Raw genomic sequence first — 4,123 nt, forward strand, 5'->3', positions numbered from 1 at the left:
CGCGCCCGGTCTCGCAGATCCCTCAGCACCCTCGATCCTCCTCTCCATCATCTCCCAAGCTTTGGTCCACAACCACTCAACGTCTACGGTAATTCCCAGTATCTCAGCGATCTCGCGGTCAATATTCTGGAAGTGCGGCTTTAGCGCCTTGAACATCTCAAGCTTGGTACCACCGACCTCCTCGTCCTCCTCCCCGCTATCTGGCTGGGTCATAAGTCTCCTCGCCCGGTCTTCAAGTTCTTCGAACAACTGGGCCAGCTTGTTAACGCGGGTCTGATCAATAGCTTTAACGTTCAGGATGGGCATCAGCTTAACGAAGCTTACCTCTAGACCTTGGGGTCCCTTAGCTATATACCTACCATTCCACTCAAGCCAAATCCAGCTAAAGGTTGAATTCAAGTAGGCCATGAGGGCCTTAACCTCCTTTTCACCAAGCGTGGTGTCGCCCTTGACCTCCCCCTTGACCTCGAATGGATACGTAATACGAACCTTAGGTATGAACGCTATAATGGCATCGTAGGTAACAAACGGATAGTCGACAAGGAAGAACTGTGGCTTATAACGTGATTGACGAATCGCCATTAACGGCGTTGGTTCGTATCCTCCGAGGTCGTACCAGCCGTAGAATTGCTCTGAACCCGCCTTAGCTCTAGCCTTGCACGCCTCGGCCTGGCTACAAATCTTGCCCCCGCCCCTAGTGCCTCTTATCCGAGTCCTGCACTCCTTTTCACCCCACTCCACGTACTTGCGTAGAGGCTCCGGCAGTTTCCCCCTCTCCTCGTGTAACACTAGTATGTAGGCATCTCTCCGCCCCCCGTCGCTCTTCCTGATCCGCTCCCAGTCGCCTCTTGTGAATGTGAACGTTTTAATGTACTGGGCCCGGGTGATAGCTGGCACCAGATACCTTTTCACGGCTACCCTGAAGCCTTTAATTTTAGTGTCCCAGTCGTCGATCTTGTGCTCGCTGAAGTAGAAGAAGTCCTTGGCACCTAGGTCAGGTCTTTTCTTGTGGCTTAAAGCCCATACAGAGTAAGTGCTGTTACCCCTGCTGGGCTCAAACCACTCGCCTAGCCTGATCATCAGCTTGCCCTCATCAGCCAGCTTCTTAAGCGTGTTAACTACATCCTCGACATCGGCGAAGAACAGGCTTATCCACTTCCTGTCCCTCGGCATCTCGCCCTGCCTCACCTGCCTAAACCATATCCCGTGTTTTTCTCGGCACCTAGCTAGGGCTTCGGCGTCTATGGAGCCGTCGCCCTTTATAGAGTTCTCGACGCAACCCAGGGCGCTTTCCAAGGCTTTCCCGGCGTCTAGATCTCCACCGCCGACCCCGGGCGGCACCCTTATCAGTGTCACGGTGTTGTTGTTGCGGGCGTTCTCGTCTGGCTCTTTCTCGGCCAGTAATATGACCGTTGAGATGAGGGCATCGAAAAGCCTGAACGAAAGGTCTATTAAGGCCACTAGCCTGAAGTTGTCGAGCAGGAACTTGCCGAAGTCCACGCCGTAGTCTGTCTGCAACCACGTATTGGATATTATCATGCCGATCCTCCCCCTGTCCTTGAGGAGGTTTTTAGCCGCGTGCATTACCCAGTAGACGTAGACCCCCGGCTCCCGGCCGCGCATCACATCGGCTTTCAGGTCGTAATCCTTCAGCTCCTTGCTTAGTTGTTTCTCTATGAGTTTTCTTGTCTCCTCTGGTACCTCGACCCACCTAGTATACGGTGGGTTACCTATGACCGCGTCGAACCCCTCCGACAGCTCGCTGGATCCGAGCATCCGGCGGCTCAGCGCGAAATAGTCATTGGTGTATATGTGGAGCTTGGATATAGGGCACCCTGGCTCCATGAGCATTAGGTGTATGCCAGCGAGATGCGAGGCGAACGCGTTGATGTCGACGCCGTATAATTGGTCTAGTACCTCTTGGTTCTCGTTGTAGCCCTCTTTACACGAGGGGTACTCAGACTTGTCGTAATCCTTCTTAAACTTGAGCCACAGTAACCTCTTGTAGGCCTCTATGAGGAATGTGCCAGAGCCACACCCTCCATCGAGGACTCTGTCGTCCTTAGATCTGACGGTCCACCTAACGATCAGCCTAGCTATATATGGCGGGGTATAGAACTGACCAAGCTGATGTCTCTCCCGGGGCGGCAACAGGTTCTCATATACGTAACCTACTATGCCGGGCAGGCTCTTGAGAACTTCTTTCCAAGAGTCCGCTAAGTCTATGAGGGCGTTGACCCGGTTGATGGACTCTGCGCCGCCGAGGACGATTTCGTCGTATAGACCGGTCTCGAATATTGGCTTGAAATCCTTAACCCCGATAGCCCTCTCGATGTTCGAAGATGCAAGTCTGAACACGGAGTTGAGTACTTCTATCACATCGGATGTGGAGGATATGCGAATTTTTTTACTGCCGACCGCGACATCCTCCCCGAGGCGCACGGGCTTCAGCTGGGGGATGTGCCCCTCGTAGTGGAGTTCTAAGACCTTGTATGCCAGTATCTTGTTCGCGAGGACGTACGTCATCATCTTCGTGAGGTTGTCGAAGGATATCAGGTCCTCTACTTTCTTGGACTCCCGGCACAGAGGTATATACCTGGTGTCTATCCCCTTGGTCTTACCAACTTCATCACACAGGTCTTTTACTCCTTTCCCAGACAAACTCGACAAGAGCTCGTAGACCTTTTCGGGCTTCGGTTTCCCGGTTTTGGCGAGACCCTCCTCTATTTTCTCCTTCAGGTACTCACACAGCACCCTAGAGTTCTCTGGGCACCTCAGCTCTAGCAAGCCACTACTGAGGAGACCGTACTGGTAGCCCGCTTTAACAGCTTTGTCGAAGAGCCTCTGGAAATATTCCCCGTTCTTTAGGATCTCGTTTTTAACAGCGCTCCTGACGTACTCGTGAAGGCTCTCAATGGAGCTCCGAAGCTGTTCTATGAACACACTGTAGAATTTAGCGTTAGGTATGTTTGGTCCGGCCAGCCATTTGCCTACATGTTCAAAGAGTACCTTTAGGCTCTCATCCCTTAGCGGGTGCTCTATACGTTTGACTATGTATTCGTCGAGCAGTTTTGCGAGCCCCCCTTGCTTTAATGCGCTAACCCAGTCCTCTGCGGATCTTTTCGGCTCTAGGCACTTCTCAGTATCAACGATCTCTCCTAGAACGTCCCTTTCAATGCCCTTAAACAGTATGAGAGAGTCTTTATTGGCTACCGCGAAAAGTGGCGTCCTCTTGAGGTTGTACTCTTCGAGGGCTAGCGCAGCGTAGCAAACTGCCTGAGCTATCGGCACCGGTCCCAGCGGGTTTAAAAGATTCTCTCCAGGCTTGCCCTCAACCTTCCTCTTAGTCTCTATGATGAGCTGTGGCACGCCTTTAACGTCTGAGATAACTATGTCGGGCACCTTTCCCTTAATTTCTACACTGTTAGGCGGCTTAGCAATCAATTTATGACCATTGACAGCATACTTATTTAGATACTCATTAAGCTTATTCCAAAGGCTAGCTACAAACTCAGCCTCTTTACTCAAACACCCCACCTTGCGTTAGACCTTGTTCTGGCTACGAATTCCAAACTCCTACTAGTCCAGAGGCTGAGACCACCACAGCAATTAAACACCCCATGACACCTTGGACACCCCAGTCTTTCCATAAAATAGAACTTAAACCTCTAAGATTCTTTGAGGGGCTTGAAACACTACTTACCTGCTTCAAAGCCGCAGAACAGGCATTTAGCAATGCACATCGCCCCTTCCTGACAATCATCGTGCCTTCCTTAAAAATCCATTCCACCTCACGAATCTTTGCTATACCTTGGGGTTTTTCACCTTTTCTTGGAAGAGTAATCCCGCAGTAATCATACACTCTTGCAAAAAGATATTCCCGGCATAATCCCTAGTCTCTATTATCGAATTAGCATATCGAATATTAAATAACAGCCAGGTCATTGTAACAGCGCCATTCACAGACCTTGAATTAGCAAGCGCACCATCATGTATCGTCGTGCACCCCCTTAGCTGTTTCTATTACGTGATCATAAAATTGCTCTCCTGTTTTGAAGAAGTAAAATCCTCCCACAAGATTAAGGCCTTAGGATCTCCGCAAAAATTGTGCGTCTAAAAGCCA

At 50.7% G+C, this 4,123-nt stretch carries 2 protein-coding genes; both read right to left on the reverse strand.

The features are described from left to right. Positions 1 to 3,528: HsdM family class I SAM-dependent methyltransferase (locus tag ACP5KC_RS09155; protein ID WP_428287345.1), on the reverse strand; the 3,528-nt coding region annotated here is incomplete at its 3' end. 31 nt (positions 3,529 to 3,559) lie between these two features. Next, positions 3,560 to 3,862 (reverse strand): hypothetical protein, encoded by a 303-nt coding sequence (locus ACP5KC_RS09160; protein ID WP_428287346.1) that lies wholly within the window; start codon positions 3,860 to 3,862, stop codon positions 3,560 to 3,562. Positions 3,863 to 4,123 lie beyond the last annotated feature (261 nt).

The organism is Infirmifilum sp., assembly GCF_049970975.1.
Classification (GTDB): domain Archaea; phylum Thermoproteota; class Thermoprotei; order Thermofilales; family Thermofilaceae; genus Thermofilum; species Thermofilum uzonense.